This window comes from Desulfatibacillum aliphaticivorans DSM 15576 (genome assembly GCF_000429905.1).
Lineage (GTDB): Bacteria > Desulfobacterota > Desulfobacteria > Desulfobacterales > Desulfatibacillaceae > Desulfatibacillum > Desulfatibacillum aliphaticivorans.
This window is the reverse complement of the sequence record NZ_AUCT01000002.1, coordinates 74,856-93,404: the sequence shown is the minus strand read 5'-3', so window position 1 is coordinate 93,404 and position 18,549 is coordinate 74,856. Positions and strand designations below refer to the sequence as shown.

17 protein-coding genes are annotated in these 18,549 nt (G+C 55.9%); 5 read left to right on the top strand and 12 right to left on the bottom strand.

Going from position 1 to position 18,549, the window contains the following annotated elements; genetic code table 11:
* Positions 1-74: 74 nt before the first annotated feature.
* The 12 genes from G491_RS0102560 to G491_RS0102505 form a co-directional block, all read right to left on the bottom strand.
* Positions 75-449: a desulfoferrodoxin gene (locus tag G491_RS0102560; protein WP_015947134.1), complete on the bottom strand. Its 375-nt coding sequence runs from the start codon at positions 447-449 to the stop codon at positions 75-77.
* Between the two features lie 101 nt (positions 450-550).
* Positions 551-1,126: a rubrerythrin gene (rbr, locus tag G491_RS0102555; RefSeq protein WP_028313476.1), complete on the bottom strand. Its 576-nt coding sequence runs from the start codon at positions 1,124-1,126 to the stop codon at positions 551-553.
* A gap of 67 nt (positions 1,127-1,193) precedes the next feature.
* Positions 1,194-1,613, bottom strand: coding sequence for a Fur family transcriptional regulator (locus G491_RS0102550; RefSeq protein ID WP_248635299.1), 420 nt, complete (start codon positions 1,611-1,613; stop codon positions 1,194-1,196).
* Between the two features lie 168 nt (positions 1,614-1,781).
* Positions 1,782-2,360, bottom strand: a complete 579-nt coding sequence (locus G491_RS0102545) for a hypothetical protein (protein ID WP_028313475.1) — start codon at positions 2,358-2,360, stop codon at positions 1,782-1,784.
* Positions 2,335-3,144: a ParA family protein gene (locus G491_RS0102540; protein ID WP_028313474.1), complete on the bottom strand. Its 810-nt coding sequence runs from the start codon at positions 3,142-3,144 to the stop codon at positions 2,335-2,337. The genes G491_RS0102545 and G491_RS0102540 overlap by 26 nt, the downstream gene beginning before the upstream one ends.
* A gap of 79 nt (positions 3,145-3,223) precedes the next feature.
* Positions 3,224-4,141: a response regulator gene (locus tag G491_RS33260; protein WP_051326985.1), complete on the bottom strand. Its 918-nt coding sequence runs from the start codon at positions 4,139-4,141 to the stop codon at positions 3,224-3,226.
* A gap of 32 nt (positions 4,142-4,173) precedes the next feature.
* The gene (locus G491_RS0102530) at positions 4,174-6,927 is read right to left on the bottom strand and encodes an HD domain-containing phosphohydrolase (protein WP_028313473.1); all 2,754 of its coding nucleotides are present in this window, start codon (positions 6,925-6,927) and stop codon (positions 4,174-4,176) included.
* Positions 6,928-6,944: 17 nt separating this feature from the next.
* Positions 6,945-7,694 (bottom strand): oxygen-binding di-iron domain-containing protein, encoded by a 750-nt coding sequence (locus G491_RS0102525; protein WP_028313472.1) that lies wholly within the window; start codon positions 7,692-7,694, stop codon positions 6,945-6,947.
* A 28-nt stretch (positions 7,695-7,722) separates the two neighbouring features.
* Positions 7,723-8,091: a roadblock/LC7 domain-containing protein gene (locus G491_RS0102520; protein WP_015947126.1), complete on the bottom strand. Its 369-nt coding sequence runs from the start codon at positions 8,089-8,091 to the stop codon at positions 7,723-7,725.
* A gap of 120 nt (positions 8,092-8,211) precedes the next feature.
* Positions 8,212-9,240 (bottom strand): cytochrome d ubiquinol oxidase subunit II, encoded by a 1,029-nt coding sequence (cydB, locus tag G491_RS0102515; RefSeq protein WP_028313470.1) that lies wholly within the window; start codon positions 9,238-9,240, stop codon positions 8,212-8,214.
* Between the two features lie 66 nt (positions 9,241-9,306).
* Positions 9,307-10,617 carry a cytochrome ubiquinol oxidase subunit I gene (locus G491_RS0102510; RefSeq protein ID WP_028313469.1) on the bottom strand — a complete coding sequence of 437 codons (1,311 nt, stop codon included), beginning with the start codon at positions 10,615-10,617 and terminating at the stop codon, positions 9,307-9,309.
* Between the two features lie 76 nt (positions 10,618-10,693).
* Positions 10,694-11,128, bottom strand: a complete 435-nt coding sequence (locus tag G491_RS0102505; RefSeq protein WP_028313468.1) for an RrF2 family transcriptional regulator — start codon at positions 11,126-11,128, stop codon at positions 10,694-10,696.
* A gap of 384 nt (positions 11,129-11,512) precedes the next feature.
* Here G491_RS0102505 and G491_RS0102495 point away from each other — a divergent pair, with 384 nt between their 5' ends.
* From G491_RS0102495 to G491_RS36230, 5 genes are all read left to right on the top strand, one after another.
* Positions 11,513-11,983 carry a ferritin-like domain-containing protein gene (locus G491_RS0102495; protein WP_015947122.1) on the top strand — a complete coding sequence of 157 codons (471 nt, stop codon included), beginning with the start codon at positions 11,513-11,515 and terminating at the stop codon, positions 11,981-11,983.
* 185 nt (positions 11,984-12,168) lie between these two features.
* Positions 12,169-13,371 (top strand): NAD(P)/FAD-dependent oxidoreductase, encoded by a 1,203-nt coding sequence (locus G491_RS0102490; RefSeq protein WP_028313467.1) that lies wholly within the window; start codon positions 12,169-12,171, stop codon positions 13,369-13,371.
* A 421-nt stretch (positions 13,372-13,792) separates the two neighbouring features.
* Positions 13,793-14,260, top strand: a complete 468-nt coding sequence (locus tag G491_RS0102485) for a response regulator (RefSeq protein WP_015947120.1) — start codon at positions 13,793-13,795, stop codon at positions 14,258-14,260.
* A 78-nt stretch (positions 14,261-14,338) separates the two neighbouring features.
* A complete protein-coding gene (locus G491_RS0102480; protein ID WP_028313465.1) occupies positions 14,339-14,851 on the top strand; it encodes a chemotaxis protein CheW in 513 nt (170 codons plus the stop codon).
* Between the two features lie 375 nt (positions 14,852-15,226).
* On the top strand, positions 15,227-17,980 hold the full coding sequence (locus tag G491_RS36230) for a methyl-accepting chemotaxis protein (RefSeq protein WP_051326984.1): 2,754 nt from the start codon (positions 15,227-15,229) through the stop codon (positions 17,978-17,980).
* Positions 17,981-18,549: the final 569 nt, after the last annotated feature.

Below are 18,549 nucleotides of genomic sequence, written 5' to 3'. Positions count from 1 at the left end.
TATGGAAGGCCCCGCTTTACCCCGGCAAGGGAGAAAAGCGGGGCGGGATTTACGCAGTATGGGGCGACGGTTTTTTAGGCCTTCCAGAGCCCATGGAGGTTACAGTATTCCCGCACGGTAATGTCTCCGTCCGGCACGCAGAAGGTGGCTTCAGGCGCTTGGCCGGGGGACAGGAATTCGCGATAGGCCTTGCCGTCCACGATGACCTCAATCCATTCGATGTAGTGCTTGTCTTCCATGGGATGGGCCACGGAGCCGACCGTCACCTTGACGCCATCGGCGGTCTTTTCCACCACAGGCACGTGCTTTTCCTTGGCGGCGTCCACGGTGTTTTCTGTAAACAGCTTCATGGGAGCGCCGCAGCATACCAGTTCGCCGGCGCCGCCGGTCAAAACTTCCACGATGTTTCCGCATGCTTCACATTTGTAGATCTGGAATCTTTCAGCCATTTTTTAACCTCCTGTTGAGTTGATTTGCTTTTCCATAAGTTTGCCGCGCCGTTAAAGCCTCCGCCTTTCGGAGGAGTGCAGGCGCAATCAATGGTTGACGGTTACCAGTTTTCGCCCAGAAGCTCGAAGTGGGCCTGGGGGTGGGCGCATGCCGGACATACTGCCGGGGCTTCGTTTCCTTCATGCAGGTATCCGCAGTTGCGGCAACGCCATGTAACGGTTGCGTCACGCTTGAAGACCCTGCCGGCCTCGATGTTGGCGGCCAGGTCCAGGTACCTTTTTTCATGCTGCTTTTCAGCCACGGCGATGGCCATCATCACGTCCGCGACTTCATTGAACCCTTCTTCCCGAGCTATATTGGCATATTCGGGATACATGGAAGTATGCTCATGATTTTCGCCTGCCGCCGCTTCCTTCAGGTTCTCCAGGGTGGAGCCGATGACGCCGGCCGGGAAAGAACCCGTGATTTCCACTTCGCCCCCTTCCAGAAACTTGAACAGGCGCTTGGCGTGTTCTTTCTCCTGGGCGGCGGTTTCCTCGAAAACAGCGGAAATCTGCACGTAACCTTCCTTTTTAGCCTTGCTGGCGAAATAGGTGTAACGGTTTCTTGCTTGGGATTCGCCGGAAAATGCGGTCAAAATATTTTTTTCGGTTTTAGTGCCTTTTAATGACGCCATGGTTGCTATCCTCCTTCAAAGATTTTTTTAATCGGTTAAGTTGATGCAGCATATAGGCGGCCAACGCCTATCGGCATTTTTCACAGATGCCCTTAAACTCCAAACGAAAGCCGGAAACGGCGAAGCCGTTAATCGCCTGGCTCCCAAGATCAAGCTCCACGCCTGCATCCAGGGGAACGTCGCGCACCGCGCCGCAACGCACGCAACGCGCGTGGTGGTGCATGTCCGTGTTCCAGTCATACCGCCTTTGATTCCCGGAAAGCTCCAGCCGGGCCAGAATGCCGGCGTCCGCCATCTTTTCCAAGTTGCGGTATACGGTGGACAGGCTGATCCTTGGCTGCTTTTTCCGCACCAGTTCATAAACCTCGTCCGCCGTAAGATGCTGCCTGGCCTTTTGGACTTCCTCCAGGATGCCTTTGCGCTGATTGGTCATGCGCAGGGGCTCGGGGCGATATGGTTGATTGTTGGCGTTCATGGTTGAGAACAATAATAGTAATTATTCCTAAAAGTCAAGAACTTTTTTTCAAAGTTCCTAAATAGACGGTTTTTCAAGGAGCGCGATACTCATCATAGCTGCGCTTAGTAGGGCATATACCTGGAAAATGTAGGTACGATTACCCCGCCCGTCAAGGGTATGAATAGAAATTGACCGCCATTAACGGGCGTGCAGAATCCCCGCCACCTGATCAATGGACAGCTCAATTTCACCGCGTTCATCCACCTCCTGGGAGCAAATCACCATGAGGTAGGATGGTATTTCATTGATGAAAAATCTGCGTAAGACTACCTTGTCGGTATAGTTTATGTCCATGGAAATATTGTTGGCGTCGTGTTGGTCCAGGAGCTTGGCCGCCTTGGACAAAGCGTCGCCCAGGACGATGGTGAAGGCGCTGATGGCCTCTTCCTGCACCGGGCTGTTAAAAACGGCCAGAGGCAGGCCGTCGTCGTCGGCGATGACGGCGCCTATAAAGCCGCCCCGTTTGCACATGGCGTACAGGACGTTCTCCAGGCGCGCGCCCCGGGTTTCTCCTTCCGGCGGAGGAGGGGGCAGTTGGGTGGGGGCTGCCGGAGCGGAGGGCCTTGAGGGGGGCTGCCTGGGCGCCGGGGCGGGCTGGGGCGCGGAGCGCCTCATAAATCCCGGAGTGCGGGGAGGGGACCATGCCGCCGGGCCTGCCAGTTCGTCCAGAATACGCGCCGCTTCCTGTATTTCAGAAGAGTCCTTCAGCGTCTTCATTGCTTGCGCCTTTCATCTTGCTTTGCAGTTCCCTGACTTTCAGTTCCATGGCCAGATCCAGATAGGGGCGCGCTGCTTCCTGTCCGTCGGGAAGCATGCCCACGGCCACAGACCGCATGGAGGCCCATTCAAACATTTCGTCATAGGGGATGACGGTTTCGAAAAAAATGGACGGTGGAAAGCTCTGGAGGATCTCCTGCTGGATTTCCCGCTGATAGGGGCTTTGTTCATCCATCATGGTGAACACCACTCCCTCCAGAGCCAGGCTTTTGTTGGCCCTGGCCTTGACTCGTTGAATGAGTTTTAAAATGCCGGCCATGGTCTTCATGTTCATGGTCCGGCAATTGACCGGAAGAATGACGCTGTTGCTGACGGCCAAGAGGGCGTAGGCAATGCTTCCTGCGCCCGCCGGAGCGTCTATGAGCACGGTTTCGTATTGCTGCGCGATGGCATGGATGGTCTTGGACAGGTTCCCCTTGAGGGCCTCCTTCTCATAATACATGACCTCTTCCGGCTCCATGGCGCCCACGCCAAGGAACGCCATGCTGTCGTCCTTGGTGGGGATGATGAGCTTGGAGGGGTCCTCCTGGCCTTTGAGAATGTCCACGAGCCCCTGGGTGGTGCGCTTTTTCAGGTTGCTGGCAATGGCAATCCCGCCCTGGGGGTCTGCGTCCATCACCAGGATCTTCTGGCCCAGCCTGCTCAGGCTGTAACCCAGGTTAAGCACGGTGGTCGTTTTTCCAACCCCGCCCTTTTGGCTTGCTACTGTAATGACCTTGGCCATATCTGTCTCCCAATGTATGGTTCAGGGCATGGGAGCCGGATTCAGCTTCCCTGCCGCCCGGAACGAAGCCCGCAGGCTCCTATGACAAATTCCGGGGCTTTGAAGGTTTTAGTTTTCCTTTTTTCACCGCGTCCACCACAGCCAGTAAATTCTCTTTCAGGCTCCCGCCCATGAGGGCCGTCAGATCGCGCAAGGGCGTGGGCGGGTCCGTCATGAGGTCTTTCAATCCCGGCGGACTGTCCCAGGACGGCCCGGGCTCCAGGCTCACCGGGACTTTGCTCATGCGGTTGATGTGGGCGTTTATTTCGTCCACTTCCGCCAGGACGTTCATCAAGACCGCCATCAAAGGGGTGGACCTTTTGGGCAGATCCTCGGGCAGTTGGTCGAACTGCACCTTAAACGGGCCTTTTTCCATGAGGAACATGCGCTCCAATGCGTTTTCCCCGGTGAACGGCCCCATGGAGGCGTGGACCAGAGCTCCGTCCTCCAGGTAAATATTGGCTTTCATCCCGTCCAGGCGGATGGCGGCGGTTTTGGCGCCCAACTCCATGCTCTGGAGCAGGTCCGTCAAAGCCACGTTGGCCAGGTCCCCGGCCATGAGCCCTTCGGTCTTACGGTAGCGCATGGTGCGCCGCAGGCTCGCCTTGACCCGGGCCAGGAGCTCCGGGGGATGAAAAGGCTTGGTGATATAGTCGTCCGCGCCCAGTTCCAGGCCTTTTACTTTCAAGTGCTGCCTGTCCAGGCTGGAAAGAAAAAGAACCGGAGTGTCGGCGATTGCCGGGATTTTCCGAATCTGCGTCAACGTGGCGAAGCCGTCCATGCCGGGCATCTGGATGTCCAGCAGCACAAGGTCCGGTTCATGCTGCTGCATCATTTCCAGGCACTGATTTCCATCCTTGGCATGGATCACCCGGTAATGGGAGAGCTTGAGGTATTCCTCCAAAAGCTCCCTTTGCATGGGTTCATCGTCCGTAATGAGAATTAGAAAACCCGCCATGAGATCACCGGACTTCGTCCTTTCCTGTAGATTCAATCCTCCGCCTGGAGAGCAGGCAGGGAGAGAATGAATTGGCACCCTCCCTCAGCCTGGTTGCGAACGGAAATGGATCCGCCGTGCATCCGCAGGATTTCCCGGGATATATACAGCCCCAGGCCGGAGCCGTAAGTGCGCTCCGTGGAATGAGTCCCTTGTTTCTTGACCTGAAAATACCGGTCGAAAATTTTTTCCATGTCGCTTTCGGGGATGCCCGGGCCTTCGTCGGATATAAAAATCTCAACCCGGTCTCCGCCGTCATCTTTGTAGTGCACCTCCACGGCGCCCCCGTCCGGGGAGAATTTCAGGGCGTTGGACAGTAAATTGTCGAAAACCTGAACCATCCGTTCGGGGTCGGCGTTCACTTTGCGGCGCCCGCCTTTGTCCTGAAACATAATCCGTTTGTCGCCGTTCTGCAGGGCCGTGGCCATGTTCTCCACGTGCTCCTGAAGCAGTTCGTTCAGGAACAGCGGCTCCATTTCCACATCCAGCTTGCCGGATTCGATTTTTTGCGCGTCCAGAATCTGGCCGATGAATTTGACCATCCGGTTCACGGAAAAGATAATGTTGTCCAGGTACTTGGCAATGGTCTCCGGCGAGGCGAATCCCGCCGTTTCCTTAATCAGTCCTGCGTAGCCGGCTATGACGTTCAGGGGCGACTTCAGGTCGTGAGAGGTCACGGCCATGAGGTCGCTTTTTAACTGGTTCAGCCTTTCCAGCTTGATGTTCTGGCTTTCCAGGGCCTTTTCCAGATTCCGGCGCTCGGTGATATCGGCCATATGCCAGATATGGCCCACCGCATTTCCCGTGGAATCCGACAGAGAGTTCACCGTAACCAGGGCCGTTACCTCTTCGCCGTTTTGGGCGCGATGGCTCAACTCCCCGGACCAGCTTCCTCCCGCCTGCTTTTCCAACTTGCGGCGGATTTCATTATATACCTCATTTTGGCCGGGACTGCCAAGCATGGCCGGCGTTTGTCCCAAAAGCTCCTCCATGGAGTAGCCGTAAAGGTCCAGCATGGCCTTGTTTGCGTCCGTTATAAATCCCTTGCCGTCCGTGAAGACAATGGCCTCCAGGCTGTTCAAAAAGCTCTGATACAGCACGGAAAGGCGCTTGACGGGTTGGCCGCCGCCGCTTTTTTTTCGGAGCAGGGCGTCCCATCCCCTTGCGCGGGGCAGGAAGATCGCCTCCATATGCACGCCGTTCCGGGCCGCCAGATCCGTGGAAATCACCTTTTTTTCGCTTTTTTCAAGCATGGCCAGGAATTTCTGGGTGCCCGCGTCGCCTTCCGTCATGTGTATTATGCGGGTTGCGTCGCTTCCAAGGAGCTTCTTCACCCCTTCTCGGCCTTCCAGGATTTCCAGCTTTTCCGATAATCCCACCCGGATCCATTCTTCGGCCTGGCCCAGCATGGCCCCGCGCCCTTCCGGAGTGAGGGTTACGGCGCGTTTGCCGGGCGTCAGGCTGGCCACGTCCGCGTCGTCAGTCATGAACAGACGCTGGAATTCCATGGCTTCCTTGGGCAAGGGCAGGGCGCCGGCGCCGCATGAGTCCAGGACCATCAAGGCCGTGGGCGCTATCCTGGGGTCGAACCGGGAGCCGGTTTCCCGCCGGATTTTCGCCATGGCCTCCTGGTGCTCCAGGGGAGGGCCTTCCACGGAGCAACTGGTCAGCCAGTCGTAGGCGTCCGCATAAGCCAGCATCCTGCCGATCAGGGGGATTCCTTCCGCCCTGCTGCCAAAGGGGTACCCGGTTCCGTTGTACCATTCGTGGTGCGAACCCGCTGCATAAGCCAGGTAAGCCAGATCCTTGATGTTGGAGATGATCTCCACCGTAAACCGTGCATGGCGCTCGAAAGCTCCGTGGCGGGATTCGCCCCGGGCGCAGTTGTTCAAGGCTTGGCGCGATACCCCCATGATGCCTATGTCATGCAGCAGCGCGCACCATAAAACGTCCCAGGGGTTGATATCCTCTTCGCCCAATGCCTGGGCAATCTTCTGGGCGTAATAGGCGACGCGCACCGAGTGGCCCATGAGCTTGGGGCTTTTGGCGTCTATCATCCTGGCGGACAGCCACAAGAGCTGGCCCAACAGATCCAGGCGGGAGTAGTTATCCGCCTCCGGGGGGACGGCCTCGACTTCGTACACCAGGGTCTTTATTCCTGCGGGATCGAACAGGTCGGCCATTAATTTCGGGTTCGAGGCCAGAACGTCCATGGCCGCCTCCGCCGTCTCCGGCGGCAGCGCGCGTCCCGAGTGATAGCGCAGCACCGGCTCCACGTTGGCCATTCTCTCATTTGCCGGCATGCCGCGGAATGCCACGTCAATGATGTCGCCGGCCTGCAAAATGGAGGACTCCATGGGGATTTCATCCCCTTTGAGTCCGTTGGGAAACCCGCCGCCGTCATAATGCTCATGATGATAGGCGATGTGGTCCGCAATGGGGGCCAGGGGCGCAAAGGGCCTGACAATGGCCGCCCCCCGGGAGGAGTGCTCCCTTGCCTCCTGGTCCTCAAAACCCATTTGGGCATGGTGGATTATGTGGTCCTTCAGACCCACGGATCCTATGTCATGGAGCAGGCCGCCATGATACAAAAGATCGCAGCGGGGATGCCCCATGGCCTTGCCGATCAGGTGGGACATGACTCCCACCCTCCAGGCATGATTGAGCTTACGCCCCTCATCCAGATCCAACACCAGCGACATGGCCCGAATGACGTCGGAGAATAATTCCTGGTTACTGCTGTTCATACTGCTTGGCGCTCCAGCTATGCGGGAATGGGATATTCCTCGTCCATCAGGTCCAGGCCGCAACTTACCGTACTGATCCAGTCAATGAATTTGTTGGACATTTCCCGATTCCCGAACACGGCGCCATGCTGGGGCGCAATGATTTCGATATCCAGCTTGCGCACCGTGTTCACCCACATTTTAAGGGCTTTGGAGGTGGGGATGTAGCGTTTGTGGAAGCCTTCCATGTATTGGATATGGTTGTCAAAATTCTCGACAATAGCGTAGTCCTGGCCTAAAGAGGCGCCCAGGTCGCCCGAATACAGGATTTTGGCGACCGGATCGTAAACCTGAAAGTTTCCCGAGGAATGGAGAAAGTGCGCAGGAATCAGGGGAAACCGTTCTCCGGCCACTTCAATGACCATGCCTTCGTCCGGGATGGGCTTGATTCTGTCAATAACCAGTTCGTCCACGCCGAAATGGGTGATGAACCGGGTCCAGATGGTGGAGAGATACGCTGTGGCGTCCGTCACCATAAGCCATCCGTTGGCGGCGGCGATGATGTCAGGATCCTGGTGTGAGAAGAAGATATGCTTTAAGTTGTTGATGGACAGAATGGCGGCGATCTCGGGAAAAAATTTGGAGTAGATTTTGTGCCCGCCGGGATCCAGGACCAGCCCTTCGCCCTTATGGACCACCAGGTGCTGGTTGGCCTGAACCATAGCCCCCGAACCCAAATCGTTGTACATCACGTTAACGTGATCAGCGCTTTCAAATAACTTTATCATGGTAAACCTCAGCGTCCTTCCGTCTCTTTTACATCAAGATGTTTTCCACTTGCTCGGCGGCGCGGGCCAGGTCGAAAAAGATCAGCCCAAGTTTGGCGTCTTTTCCCGTCATGGCGAGCATCACGGCGTGGGGGCCGGCGTACATGATGATAACGTACCCGTCCTCGCCCTTGACGAAAAGCTGCTGCAGTTTACCGCGTTTCAACTCCATGGAGGTACGGCTTCCCATGGACAGCATGGCCGCGCTCATGGCTGCGATGTGGGTCTCCTCCAGCCCTTGGGGAAGCATGCTGGCGATAATCAGTCCGTCTTCAGACACCACGGCGCAAGCCTGGACGTCCGCGGAGCTGGCCTGAAGATTGGCCAGGGCCTTGTCGAGTTCTTCATTTCGTGACATTCCACTCACCTTTCACTCTGTTTTTGGTAAGACAATATGACGAATCAGGCGCCACTGATTCAAATAGGCCGGCCCATGCTCCGTGTGAGTCCGGAGCCCTTTTGGGCCGGCCCGGGTTTCCTAATACGCTTCCTCGTGCGACAGGTCTTCTTCCGTAACCTTGTCGGAGAAAAGTTTATACGCCCATGTCTGGTATGCCAGGACAATGGGGATGAAAATGACCACCACCACCAGCATGATTTTAAGGGTCAGGGGGCTGGAAGAGGCGTTGTGCGCCGTCAGGCTGAGGTCGGCGTTGATGCTTGAGGGGTATAAACGGGGAAACAACCCGGCGACTCCAAAAAAGGTCACGCCGACGATGGACAGGCAGGAGCAGCCCCAGGCTTTAAACCAGGCTTCCTTGCCCATGAATACTTTGATGCCGAGCAAGCCGGCCACGGCCAATACTAAAATGAGAAACAGAACCGGGTTGGCAAGATAGTTGTCGTACAAATCCGTAAAAACGGCGCTGGCGATCAGGCACACCACAATGGCGCCCACCATGACCGGCCACAACCTCTTGCCCGTTTGAATGGCCCGGGCCTGCAAATCGCCCTGGGTCTTGATGGCCAGCCACAAGGAGCCGTGGACGATGAACATAAGCACAAAGACCACCCCGCCGATGAGCCCGTAAGGGTTGAGCAGGGTAATCAGGGTGCCCTGGAATATGCCGTTTTCGTCAAAGGGAATGCCCTGGAAGATGTTGGCGAAAGCTACGCCGAACAAAAGCGCCGGGGCGAAGTTGCCGATGAAAATGGTCGTGTCCCAGACCCTTTTCCACTTGGGGCTGTCCACCTTTCCGCGGAACTCAAAAGACACGCCCCGCAGGATCAGGGCGAAGAGAATCAGCATCAAAGGCGTGTACAGGGTGGAGAACATGGTGGCGTACACATCGGGGAACGCGGCGAATGTCACGCCGCCCGCAGTGATCAGCCAGACCTCGTTTCCGTCCCATAAAGGCCCCACCGAGTTGATCATGATCCGCTTTTCCTCCTCGGTCTTGCCCAGGAAGGGGTACATGGTCCCCATGCCGAAAACGAATCCGTCCGTCATGAAAAAAATCGCCCATAACAGGCCCCATAAGAAAAACCATATATTCTGCAAAACCATGGAAACCTCCTTGTTGCACTAAATATCAAAGTCGTTGAATAAACGTTTTATAAGCGGTCTTCGGCGTTAAGCCTCGGTTTTTTCAGGCCCCTTTTTGGCGGCGGTGTATATCAGGTAAAATCCCACCGCGCCCAACAGGCCGTAAATCAGAATAAAGGCCGTCAGGGAAATGGCGCCCTGGGATTGCAGAATGGGCGACACCGCGTCCGACGTTTTCATGACTCCGTAAACAATCCATGGCTGCCTTCCCACTTCCGTCAAAACCCAACCCAACTCGTTGGCTATGTACGGCAGGGGGATGGCGAACATCATGATTTTCAAATACAAGGGGTATTCCTGGAGCTTGTCCCGCTTCCACAAGCCGAACAGCGTCAGGAAGATGAGCAGGGTGCCAATCCCCACCATGCCCTTGAAGGCCATGGAGACGATGAGGACCGGCGGGCGCTCGTCTTTGGGGAAGTCCTTGAGGCCCTGAACTTCGGCGTCAAAGCTCCCGTGGCCCAGGAGGCTCAGCAAGCCGGGGATCGGCATGATCTCAATGACATTGCGCTCGTTTTCCTCGTCAGGCCATGCAAACATATAAACGGGCGCGTGGGTTTGGGTTTCCCACAGGGATTCCATGGCGGCCAGCTTGGCGGGCTGTTTCTGCGTCACGTCCTTGCCGTGGATATCGCCTTCAACGGCCACGAAGATCGTAAAGATGACGCCCATCACCAGGGCGATGCGGAAGGACTTGGTGAAAAACTCATCATCCGTTTTCTTAAGCAGATGATAGGCGCTGATGCCCATGACGAAAAACGAGGAAAGCACGTAAGCGCCGGCCAGGGTGTGCATGATCATCAAAATGGCGAATTCGTTGGTGACAACGGCGAAGAAGTCCGTCAATTCGGCCCGGCCGTTGCGGATGACGTATCCCACGGGATGCTGCATCCAGGAATTGGCGATGAGAATCCACACCGCCGAAAGGGACGACGCCCCTGCCACCAGCCACATCACTGTTGCGTGGGCCTTGGCCGACAGCTTCTTCCAACCGAAAATCCACACGCCCAACAGCGTGGACTCCAGAAAAAAAGCCGCCGTGGCTTCGATGGCGAGGATGGATCCGAAAATGTCGCCCACGTAGGCCGAGTACCGGGACCAGTTGGTGCCGAACTGAAATTCCAGGGTAATGCCCGTCACCACTCCCAGGGCGAAATTGATCAGGAACATCTTTCCCCAAAACTTGGTCATCCTGAGATACACCTTGTCTCCGGTGCGCACATACTTTGTCTCCATTATGGCGACCAGGATGGAAAGACCCAAGGTGAGGGGAACAAAAAGGTAGTGGAACATGGTTGCGGCTGCAAATTGCAGGCGTGACAGCATCAAAACGTCCATAAGGCGCCTCCTCCACGGGGTTGGGGTTGATTTATGTTATACGAATGTGTTTTTTTTATTATAAACCAAGAATCGCTTAAGCTCTATCATCTTTTTTCTGCAGGCAGTGGCCCTCCTCCACCAGCCCGGCGAACGTCGCCCCCCCCAGGGTCTCCCGCAGTTGCATCCTGGCCTTGCTCCATACCCGGTGGACGGAGCACGTGGGCTGGTTCCGGCACGAGTTGGGGTCCGACACGCAGTCGTTCAGGAAAATCTCCCCGGTTATGGCCTCCACCACGTCCAATAGGCTGATATTTTTGGGATCCCTGGCCAGGCGCAGCCCTCCCTTGGAGCCCTGGATGATCTCCACAATGCCCGCCACGGCCAGTTGCTGGGCGATTTTCGACAGGAATTGATCCGGAATTTCCATGTTGAGCGCGACTTCCTTTTTTTTGACCACCTCCCCTCGGGGACAGCCAGCCAGATAAAGGATGCATCGCACTCCGTATTCTCCTGCGCGTGTGAGTCTCACGGGGCCTCCTAAAGAAGGATAAATAAGATACTTTTTATCTTGTATCTCCCGGGGTAAAACCTGTCAAGCATTTTCGCCGGGGTCCCTGCTATTTCCGAAAAACGTCATGGATGTCTTTCCTACGCTCCCTTTGTTCAGCCTGCCCGCCGGCGTCCGGCGTCGGGCTGTAGTTTGGGGCCGTATTGCGCTTCAGGCTTTTTTTCGGCTTGACTCCTTTGCATAATGCCTGGTTTTTGGCCGGAAACCGCAGGGTTCATTCAGAACAAACCCTGATTGTTTTGCTTTTTTCCCAAAATTATAATATGGCAAACTCTTCTTGACAATCCTTGTGCCATAACAATAATCTTTACCAACATACTAGTCACCCTATTAAGGAGGCGTACCATGGCTTACGAATTTAGTGCAGATGAAATATTCGCAATGGCGGAAGAAATTGAAAAGAACGGCGCCAAGTTTTATTCCGACGCCGCTGCAAAAGTGGATGATGCCGACAACAAGCAATTCCTGGAGGAACTGGCGGCCATGGAAAGAAACCACGAAAAGGTTTTCGCCATGCTGCGCGCCGACCTCGCCGAAGAACTGAAAAATTCCAGCACCTTTGATCCTGCGGGAGAAACCGGTCAGTACCTGAAATCCCTGGCCGACATGCGGGTGTTCTTTAAAAAGGAAATGGATTTCTCCTCCATGAAATCCATCCTCAAAGACGCCATTGTGGCGGAGAAAGACTCCATCGTCCTGTACCTTGGCATGAAGGACCTGGTGGACAGCAAGGAAGGCAGAGCCAAAATCGACCTGATCATCAAGGAAGAAATGGGTCACGTCACGGTTCTGACGAACCGGCTGACCAAAGCCTGATTCGCCGCATCATGCCGTAAATAGTCGGTTCAACCTCGCTCAATCCCGTCCTTGGCGGCTTGAGGCGCGTCGGACCGTGCAGGCTTACTTCATAATTTTTTCAATTATTTTTGTGTGTTAGTCGCCAATCAATAGCCGGCCTCCGCCCCAGGGGGCCGGTTGGATTTTTTTTGCCGGGTGGAGACATGACTCATTATTTGATTGTAGGCAATGGCGTGGCCGGAACCACGGCCGCCGAAACCATTCGCAAGGCCGACTCCCAAGGCCGCATAACCATCCTGACCGAAGAGGATTTGCCCTATTACTCACGGATTCGGCTGCCTGAATACATCGCCGGAGAGACGGATGAGGACGATCTGGTTATCAAGGCTCCCGACTGGTATCAGGAGCGCGCCATAGACATCCGCCTGAAGGCGGAAGTCGCCGGACTTGATCCCGATTCCAAAACCGTGACCTTAAAAGACGGCGAGAAGATTTCCTATGACAAGGTGCTGCTGGCCACGGGAAGCCGTTCATTTGTCCCGCCCATCAAGGGATCCGACCTGTCCGGAGTGTTTACGCTCCGTAATGTCCAGGACGCCCGGGCTATCAAAAGTTACGCCGAAAAATGCGCCAATGCGGTTGTCATAGGCGGCGGCGTTCTGGGCCTGGAAGCGGGGAACGCCTTGATCAAACTGGGGAAAAAAGTCCGGGTGGTGGAGTTCATGAGCCGCCTGCTGCCCCGCCAGACGGACTGGGAATGCTCCAAGCGGCTCCAGGCCATCCTGGAAGGCATGGGGTTCAGCTTCAGCCTGGACTCCAAAACCAGCGCCATTGAAGGAAACGGCCGGGTGGAAAAAGTCCTATTGGAAGGCGGCGAAAGCCTTGATGCGGACATGGTCATCATCTCGGCCGGCGTCAGGCCGTGCAAGGACCTGGCCGAGCCTGTGGATGTGGCCTGCGACAAGGCCGTCAAGGTGGACGAGCATATGCTCACCTCCATGGCGGACGTCTACGCAGCCGGAGACGTGATTGAATTTGAGGGCCGCCCCTACGGCATCTGGCCCGCTGCTTCCGAACAGGGCCGCATAGCCGGAAACAACATGGCCGGCAAAACCCAGGAATACGAGGGCACGCCCATGGCCAACACCCTCAAGGTGGCGGGCGTGGAACTGGCGGCGGCCGGCGAACTGGACCCGGACGGAAAATTGGACTCCGCGGTGTATGAAACCGAAGACGTGTACCGGAAAATCGTCTTTGACAACGGCCGTATTGTGGGGTGCGTCATGCTGGGCGACAAGACCGGCTTTTTTCAGGTGACCAAGCTCATGGGCAAGGATCGCGATTTTTCCCAATTCAAGGAGCAGTTCCAAAGTCCGGATTTCGACTTTAAACAATTGACCGCTTAATTTTATCAGCCGCTAAAAAAAAGGCCTGAACAGATTCAGGCGCCCAAGCAGCCTTTCCGGCGTTTTGCGCCTGACGGCCTTCCCTTAAATTTTTTCCCGCACAGCCGGAGTTTTTTGGCTGTGCGGGTTTTTTCTTGCTTAGCCGCATTTTCTTCCCGCTAAACGATTTTTTGTCATTTCTTCTCAGGTTTCGGTATTAATATTGCATAATTCCCAAAGCGATAAATACCGAGGCAAAAATCTATGTTGTTACAAATGGAATTGATCAAAGGCCTCCCGTAAAACCGGGAAGGCGGAAAATATGAACCGCTGAAGAAACTGCTTTCGTAAAAAAGTCCGGCCGCCCCTGGGCCGGCGTGGATCTGTCAGAGCTTTGACGGTTCATTCGCAATGGATGGCATCCGGTAAAGGAGACGCAACCATGGAGAACGGGTTGTTAAATCAGGAACAGCGCCCCGAAACCGCCGGGGGGCTGAAAATTCTCGTTGTCGAAGACGACTTTGTGGGACGCAAGCTGCTGTTTAAGCATTTGTCCGCTTATGGAGAGGTGGATCTGGCCGTGGACGGCGCCGAAGCGGTGAAAGCCTTTTATATGTCCATGCTGAAAAAAGAGCCCTACGATTTGATTTGCCTGGATGTCATGATGCCTGAGATGGACGGACAGGAAGTGCTGAAATCCATCCGGGAAACGGAAATCAGAAATGGAATCCGGCCGGGCCAGGGCGCGAGAATCATCATGACCACGGCCTTGGACGACACCCATAGCATTATGAAGGCGTTCCGGGAGCAATGCGACGGGTATCTTGTCAAACCCATCAAAAGAGAGGCTCTTTTAAGCACAATGCAGGATCTGGGCCTGATTAAAGATGCTCCGGGCTCCAAACAATAAAGATTTATAACATCAATCCAAAGAAACGCCCGGCCTAAAACTTGGCGCCGGGCGGCGATGGCTGTGAATGGAGGAAACATGTCCAAGGAAATCCAGGCAATGAACGCAGCAACCCAGGCGATGTCCGACCACGAAGGCAAATATCTCACCTTTACCCTGGCGGAGGAGGAGTACGGCATAGGCATTCTTAAAATCCGGGAAATCATCGGCATGATGCCCGTGACCACCGTTCCCCAAACCCCGGATTTCGTCAAGGGCGTCATCAACCTGCGGGGCAAGGTCATCCCTATTGTGGACCTGCGCCTCCGGTTTGGGATTGAAGGCATTGATTATACCGAGCGCACTTGCATCATTGTGGTGGAAATCGCTTCCGAAGGCGGAACCGTGCAAATCGGAATCGTCGTGGACTCCGTCTCCGAAGTGCTAAACATCCGGGCCGAAGACATTGAACCCACCCCGACTTTCGGCGCCAAACTCAATACGGATTACATCCTGGGCATGGCCAAAATGGAGGGCGGCGTCAAGATTCTGCTCCATATCGATAAGGTTCTGAGCGCCGAGGAAGTGGGCATGCTGCAAAGCGCCGCCTGATCTTCCATCTGCATAAAGCCAAGCCGGACCCATGCTTGGCTTCAAAAAGAAATCACGCCTTCGCGCACACCCTTTTTTGCAATCTGCTCCCCGTCTTTCAGGCGGGGAGTTTTTTTTTATCTCCGCCCCTGCACCATGCATCCGTTATCCGTCCGATCACGGGCGAATCATCTGTAAAAAATCCTTTGTTTCAAGCCCTCTAATGCGTTTAACGGCATTGAATTTGCACCCTGTTTGCCCGTATTTCCATTTACTATCCAGTTCGACCCGGTTTGCAGCGTATTTTACGGCCCGATTTTTCATCGATCGGAAGATTTTGTCCGGCGAATTAGCGCCGGCAGGCGCCGTTCCCAAGCTCGATAAAGGAGATGCATAATGTTTGACAAGATCAATCTGGGCGTCAAACTGGCCGTTGCGTTTTTGGCGGTGGGTTTGATCCCATTCGGCCTCGTGGGGGGCGTTTCTCTGTATAAGTCCGGCAAGGCATTGGAAAAGCAGGCCTATCGCTCTTTGGAAAGCGTTCGGGAAATCAAAAAATCCCAGTTGGAGGATTTCTTTTCAGCGCGTCAAGCCGACATGGGCGTGCTCATGGAAACCGTGGAAAGCCTGAAAGACGCCGCCTTCGCCAAGCTGTCCACGGCCCAGGAGTTAAAACGCACCAACATCATGGAATACATGGAAGGCATGATCTCCCAGATGAACGTCCTTAAAAGCGATCCCTACACCATGGACGCTCTGATTGAGATGGACGCCATCCTGGAGGCCTTTGACAACGACCTGGAATCCCTCGAATATAAAGGCACTGTCAAACGATACGACGTACGCATGAAGGCCATGGCTGAGGCCAACGGGTGGTACGACTTGCTGCTTATCCGGAAGAACGGAGACATCATTTACTCCACGGCCAAAGGCGCGGACCTTGGCCGGAACATCCTGGAAAACGGCCTGAAGGACTCCCCCTTGGGCAAGGCGTTCGTGCAAGCCAAGGCTTCCGAAAACAACGCCGCCTGCGTGGGGGATTTCGAGCCCTACGCTCCTTCCGGCGGCAAACCGGCCGCCTTTACGGCCGCCAAGCTGGTCAATCAAATGGGGGAGTTGCAAGGCTACGTGGCCTTTCGCATTCCCACGGAAAAAATCAACGCCATCATGCAGCAGCGGGCGGGAATGGGCGTCAGCGGCGAGTCCTACCTCGTGGGCAGGATCGGAGACCAAACCTCCTTTCGCAGCGACATGAAAACCATGGGCGATGGAAAATACGTGGTGGGCCATCCCATATCCACGCCCTATATTGAAGCCGCCCTAAAGGGGGAGTCCGGCCAAAATGTGTTTACGGACAGCACCGGCAAGCTGGTCATGACGGCCTACGATCCTCTGCCCATCCAGGGCCTGAACTGGGCGGCAGTCTCCAAAATCAATCTAAAGGAGGCTATCGCCGGCGTCGCGAATGGCGAAGCCCGGGATTACTTCTCCAAATTCGTGGATCAACTGGGGTATTACGACCTTTTTTTAATCCACCCGAAAGGCGATGTGTTTTACACCGTAGCCAGGGAAGCGGATTACGGAACCAACATCATCAACGGCGAATTCGCAGACTCCGGCCTGGGCAAGCTGACGCGAAAAGTATTGAAAACCAGACAATTCTCCTTTGCGGACTTTCAGCCCTACGCCCCCTCCAAAGGCGCGCCCGCCGCTTTCATGGCCCAACCCTTGATCCGCAACGAGCGGCTTGAAATGGTGGTGGCCCTGCAATTGTCTCAGGAGGCCGTCAATGCGATCATGACCAAAAGGCAAGGCATGGGCGAGACCGGCGAAACCTATCTGGTGGGAGCGGATAAGCTGATGCGGTCCGACTCCTTTCTGGACCCGGTCAATCGCTCCTTAACCGCTTCGTTCGCCAATCCGCAAGCCGGAAGCGTGGACGCGCCGGGCGCAAGGGCGGCCCTGTCGGGCCAAACCGGCAAAGGCGTCTTTCCGAATTACAGGGGAGACTCCGTGCTTTGCGCTTATACGCCTATCAAGTTCGGCGACACGGCCTGGGCCTTGGTGGCTGAGATCAACGAAGACGAGGCCTTTTCCTCGTCCAAAGCCATCATGGGGCTGATGGGCCTTATTGCGCTGTTTAGCTTTGCCGCCGTTGTTGTGGTGGCTTTTTTGGTCACCCGTTACATCACCAAGCCCATCAACCAGGCCATCGAAGGGCTTAACCAGGGCGCGGAGGAGGTCTCCTCCGCCTCCTGTCAGGTTTCCTCCGCCAGCCAGTCCCTGGCCGAAGGCGCGTCCCAGCAGGCCGCTTCTTTGGAGCAGACCTCCTCGTTTATAGAAGAAATGACCGCCGCCACCCGGCAAAACGCCGAAAGCGCTAATCAGGCGAACGCCCTCATGCAGGAAGCAGGGCAGGTGGTGGCCATGGCCAACGCCTCCATGGGCGAGCTTACCTATTCCATCGAGGAGATCGCCAAGGTCAGCGGCGAGACGTCCAAGATCATCAAAACCATCGATGAAATCGCTTTTCAAACCAATTTGCTGGCCTTGAACGCGGCCGTGGAAGCGGCCAGGGCCGGGGAGGCGGGCGCCGGTTTCGCCGTCGTAGCCGGGGAAGTGCGCAACCTGGCGACAAGGGCCGCCCAGGCGGCCGGAAACACGGCCGGCCTTATTGAGGGGACTGTCAAAAAGGTGGCGGAGGGGGCCGACCTGGTCAAAGACGCCAACGATGCCTTCATGGAAGTGTCCAACACGGCCTCCAAAGTGGGGAAGATCGTGGAGGAGATAGCCGCCGCCTCGGACGAGCAGGCTCGGGGCATTGAATCCGTCAGCAAGGCCGTGGGGGAGATGGAACAGGTCACCCAGCAGAACGCCTCCAGCGCCGAGGAATCCGCCTCCGCATCCCAGCAGATGAACGCTCAGGCCGAACAAATGAAGTCCGTTGTCAGCCGTTTGGCGGCCCTCATCCAAGGCTCCTCCGGCCGGAACGGAAAACCTGCAAAAGACTCGAAACGCGCAGCCGTTCACTCGTATGAGCAGGCGGAAGCTCAAACGTCCGGCCCGCCTTCCGCCCGAGAACACAGTGCGGAACTGGTCCGGCCCCATGACATCCTGGATGCGGATCAGCCCGACGATTGGATTGATTGACGCAACAAAGAAGTCTTTTTGCCAGCCGCGGCATGCAATGCCGGGGGCCGCCAGGCCAATAAGGGCCACCTAAAATGTATGTTGAAATTGGGGATGGTCGGCGGCCGAAAGAGCTTGTCCAAAACCGTTTTTTGTAGTCACGCGGCCTCCTCGCCGTATGGGCGTCGCTTGCTGCGCCCGGTAGTTAGGCGGTCCCCTCGTCCGTGGTTTTAGGGTGGCCCAGGCAACGGCAGTATGTTGCCTGGGTGCGATAGCACAGAAGGAGCGACCTGCATGATTACAGGATTTGAGGATGCCCGGCGGGCGCAAATCCATTTAGAAATCGTTTTCACGTAGTCGCGCGGTCCCCGCGCCCGTAGTTGGGAAGGTTCCCGCGTTTGAGTTTTTTGGGTGGCCCTGGCAGCGCAGTATCCTGCCAGGGTGCGAACGCACACTTTGTGCAAACCTAAAACGTTCCTTGAAAAGGAAAGAAATGGTTGGGTGAAAAACCACTTTTTCGTGGTTACGCGGTCTCCTCGCATGCAATCGCGCGCTCCCTGCACCCTGGACATTTCGTTTTCCAATCCCCC